Annotated in this window: 3 protein-coding genes; all 3 read right to left on the bottom strand. The window is 75.0% G+C overall.

What is annotated here, in order from left to right; translation table 11 throughout:
• Positions 1-55: 55 nt before the first annotated feature.
• Genes tagF through icmH form a run of 3 tightly spaced genes read right to left on the bottom strand, consistent with a single transcriptional unit; the run spans position 56 to position 3,970 of the window.
• Positions 56-700 carry a type VI secretion system-associated protein TagF gene (gene tagF, locus Q4I23_RS31050; protein WP_014239131.1) on the bottom strand — a complete coding sequence of 215 codons (645 nt, stop codon included), beginning with the start codon at positions 698-700 and terminating at the stop codon, positions 56-58.
• Positions 700-2,688 carry a type VI secretion system membrane subunit TssM gene (gene tssM / locus Q4I23_RS31045; RefSeq protein ID WP_498528772.1) on the bottom strand — a complete coding sequence of 663 codons (1,989 nt, stop codon included), beginning with the start codon at positions 2,686-2,688 and terminating at the stop codon, positions 700-702. The genes tagF and tssM overlap by 1 nt, the downstream gene beginning before the upstream one ends.
• 10 nt (positions 2,689-2,698) lie before the next feature.
• A complete protein-coding gene (gene icmH, locus Q4I23_RS31040) occupies positions 2,699-3,970 on the bottom strand; it encodes a type IVB secretion system protein IcmH/DotU (protein WP_498528771.1) in 1,272 nt (423 codons plus the stop codon).
• Positions 3,971-3,996 lie beyond the last annotated feature (26 nt).

Genomic DNA, 3,996 nt, shown 5'->3' with positions numbered 1-3,996 from the left:
ACGAGATAGCTGTTATAGTCTCGTGGGCTCGGAGATGTGTATAAGAGACAGCCCCCTACCCGTCCAGATCGTCCCAGCCCCGCCGCTCCCAGGCGCCGTCGATGAAGGCGGCGGCGCGGGACGAGCGCGGCAGGCCGCAGCAGGTCAGAACCGAGGGCGGAACCCGGCCGCCGCCGCGGCTCCACCACAGGCTGGCGCGGGGCGGCAGCGGGCCGACGCGCTCCTCGACCACGGTGGCGACGGTGGGGTCGGCGCCGTTGGGCTCCGGGCGGCCCAGGATCGCCATGCGTGCCGGTAGGGCGTCCACGTCGGCCCCGGCGCGGCAGGCGTCGGCGGCGATGGATTCCGCGCGGGTGAACCAGTGCAGGCAGGCCACGGGCACCACAGCGAGGTCGGTGCCGTAGGGCAGCGTGCCGACGATGGTGAAGGGGTACTGCCGCCCCACCCGGTCGGCGCTGGGCATCATGATGCCGGCCAGCGGCGGCTCCCCGCACAGGCCGGGCGACAGGGCGAAGCGCCAGACCGGGGCCGACTGGAACAGCCGCTCCCAGGGCGAGCCGAGCTGGCGCACCGCCGCGTCCAGAACCTCCGTCAGCCAGGCGTCCCAGGGAAGCAGCACGCCGCGCGGCAGGCCGTAGCCCACGAAATCACCGCGCGCCGGCACCTTCCCGTGGAAGCCCACCGCGAAACCGGGGCTCATCAGCCGGCCCCGCCGTTGTTGGGAGTGCGGGGCATCGGCGCGGTGGGCTGGCCCAACACGTCGAGGACGCGCGACACCAGCGCCTCGTCCGGGGGCACGGGGGCGAAGCCGGCCTCGACCAGTGCCGCCAGATGGTCGCCGAGCGCCCGGCGCTCCGCCTCATGGGCGGCGCCGGGGAGCGTGCGCTGCCAGTCGGCGGCCAGCCATTCGGCCAGAACCGCCGGGTCCAACGGCTCCCGCCCGCCGATCATGGCGTAGGCGCGCAGGCTCTGCCGCAGCAGGTCGGGCCGCGCCCAGCCGGTGCGCAGCTGCTCCTCCAGCCGCAGCACGATGCGCGACAGGAACACGCTGCGCAGCGCCCGGCGGTAGACGTCCTCGGCAGGCAGGCCGACGCGCTCCCCCTGCGACAGGCCAAAGCCGAACAGGGACGCCCGCCTCTCTGCCCGCTCGGTCCAGCCGGCCGGCAGGGCGCGCAGCGCGTCGAGCGCCGGCAGGACAGCGAGGAAATCGGAATCCTCGACCCGCGTCAGCGAGCGCGGCGGGGTGTCGAGGGCGCGCAGCCGCTCCTCCGCCACTGCCACAGCGGCCTCCGCCCGCGCCAGCAGCGCCTCGTTGGCGCGGTGGCTGCTCAGCCCGGCCAACCCGAGCAGCAGGCCAGCCGCCGCCGTCCCGCCCAGCGCCCAGACGTGACGCCGCCGCCGCGCCCGCTCCAGCGCGCGGTCCACCCCGACCATGTTGGCCTCGGGAAAGACCACCTCGGGCAGCAGACGCTCCAGGAAGAAGGTCTGGGCCGGCGATTCCGCGGAGGCGCCGGGCTGGGTCGCGCTGGTCAGGTAGATGCCGCGCAGCAGCGGCACCGCCTCCTCGGCCTCCGCAGTGAAGGCGGTGTCGACGAGGTCGGCCAAAGCCGCCTCGAAGCCCGCCATGCGCAGCGGGAAGGCGAAGGCGTCGCCGCGCCGCTGGATGTCCGGCTCCTGGTGCAGCCGTTCGGGCAGCCGCTCCTCCAACCGGCGCAGCAGGGCCGCGTACTGCGCGTGGAAGCTGGCCAGCGGGCCGGGCGGCAGGTCCTCCACCGGGAAGGTGATGCCCCAGATCTGGGCGCGCTCCGCCCGGTCCAGCGGGTCGAAATAGGTGGTGAAGCCGTCGACGAGGTCGGCCTTGGTGCACAGCATGTAGACCGGCACGCGGATGCCGAGATGGGCGCGCAGCTCGCCCAGCCGCTGGCGGATGGTGATGGCGTGGTTGTGCCGCTCCGCGTCGCTCCAGCCGGCGAGGTCGGTCAGGCTGATGGTCAGCAGCACGCCGTTCACCGGCTGGCGCGGGCGGTGTTCCTTCAACAGGTCGAGCAGGCCGGACCAGACGCGCCCGTCGATGGCCCGGCGGCTGTCCTGGGTGGTGTAGCGCCCCGCCGTGTCGATCAGCACCGCCTCGTCGGTGAACCACCAGTCGCAGTTGCGCGTGCCGCCCAGATTCTGCACCGGCATGCCGTCCAGCCCGCCGCCCAGCGCCGCGCCCAGACGGGCGTTGGCCAGCGCCGTCGTCTTGCCCGAGCCGGGGGCGCCGATCACCAGATACCAGGGAAGCTGGTAGAGATACTGGCCGCCCCAGCGCGCGCCGAAGCGCTGCGTCTTCAGCCGGTCGATCACCGCGTCCAGCCGCTCGCGCACCGTGCCCAGCTCGTCCAGTGACGCCTTCAGCTCGGGATCGCGGGACGCCGCCAGGGCTTCGACGAAGCGGGCGTTGGCGGCGCTCTGTCGGCCGTCCTCGTGCCGGTTCAGCGCGTACCACAGGCCGAGCAGGACCAGCGCCGGCAGCAGGCGGGCCAGGCCGCCGAACCCAAGCAGCGGCATCACCGCCCAGCCGAGCAGCCCGACCGACAGGGCGACCGCGAGCGTGGTCCACCAGCGCAGGCGCGGCGCCATCGCCGGATCGGCGCGTCGGGGCTTGTTGCGGGACTTGGGGCGGGTGCGCGGAGACGGTTCGCTCATGGACCGCGGCCTATTCGGGGTAGAGGCGGACATCGACGCGCCGGTTGGCGCCCCGGTTGGCCGGCGTGGTGTTGGGGGCCAGCGGTTCGCGCTCGCCCCGCCCTTCGGCGGTCAGGCGCTCGGTGCCCAGCGTGCGCTCCAGGATCTTCAGCACGGCCACCGCCCGCGCCTCGGTCAGCGCCTCCGGCGTCGGCAGCCCGCCGCCGCGCGGCGTCTGGTCGTCGGTGTGGGCGACCACCAGCACGCGCCCGGCCTCCGGACCCAGCGCCTGCCCGACGCGGTCGACCACGGCGCGGTAGCGGGCGCGGATCGCGTCGCTGCCGGTGGCGAACATGCCCGCCCCCTCGATGCGGATGACCAGCGCCCCGTCGTCGCCGGCCAGCACCGCTACGGCGCCGGAGCGGATCTCCGGCTGAAGCAGGGCCGTGACGCGAACGGCCAGCGCCGGACCCGCGCTGGGCGGCGGCGGCGGAACGGCGCGGACCAGCTCCAGCGGCCGGTCGGGGAGCAGCGCGCCCAGCCGGGCCACCACCGCGTCCGCCCGGCCGCCCAGCGAGGCGGACAGGGTCAGGAACAGCCCGCCGAGCAGAGTCGCCACCGCCACCGCGGCCAGCCAGGGCGGCAGCACATGCCCCAGCGGGCGGAAGCGCTCGGCGACGCCCCGCCATTGCGGCGACAGCGCGCGCTCCCGCTCGCCGCGCAGGCGGCGCAGCACACGGAACAGCTCGTCCCGCAGGTGGGCGAGGTCGTGGGCGCCGCGCGGCTTGTCGCGGAACTTGCCCTCGAAGCCCAGCGACAGGCAGGCGTAGAACAGCTCCAGCTCCAGCCGGTGCAGGCGCGGGTCGCTCAGCATGGTGTCGAGCAGGTCGAAGAAGCGGTCCGGCCCGCCGGCGCCGGGATCGACCACCACCGCCAGCCCCTCACGCGCCCAGCGGCAGCGCGCCCCCCACGGGGTCGCCCGCACCACGTCGTCCAGCATGGTGCACAGGGCGAAGCGGGCGACGCGCACCTCCTCCGGCGGGACGCCGATGGCGGCGGCCTCCTCCTCGAAGCGGCGGACCTCGGCGAGGATGACGTCGCGCAGCCCCTCCGGGTTCTCGTGCCCCGAGCGTTCACGCAGCGACCCGGCGAGGTCGAGCAGTGGCCCGGCGGCGGCCAGCAGCGGGTTCAGCGCCCCGCGCAGCCGCGCCGGCTGGTCCGGCGGCGTGTCCGCCGGCGGGCGGTCCTCAGGGGCCACGGCGGGTCCCGCCGCGAGGAAGGCCGGGAGCTGTCTCTTATACACATCTGACGCTGCCGACGATTATACGC

The organism is Azospirillum sp. UFLA03-27, assembly GCF_059803775.1.
This window is presented reverse-complemented; position numbering and strand designations above follow the sequence as displayed.

What these genes read in the sequence shown, in the direction of transcription:
- tagF (WP_014239131.1), bottom strand. Translation starts at nt 700, where the DNA reads ATGAGCCCCGGTTTCGCGGTGGGCTTCCACGGGAAGGTGCCGGCGCGC.
- tssM (WP_498528772.1), bottom strand. Translation starts at nt 2,688, where the DNA reads ATGAGCGAACCGTCTCCGCGCACCCGCCCCAAGTCCCGCAACAAGCCC.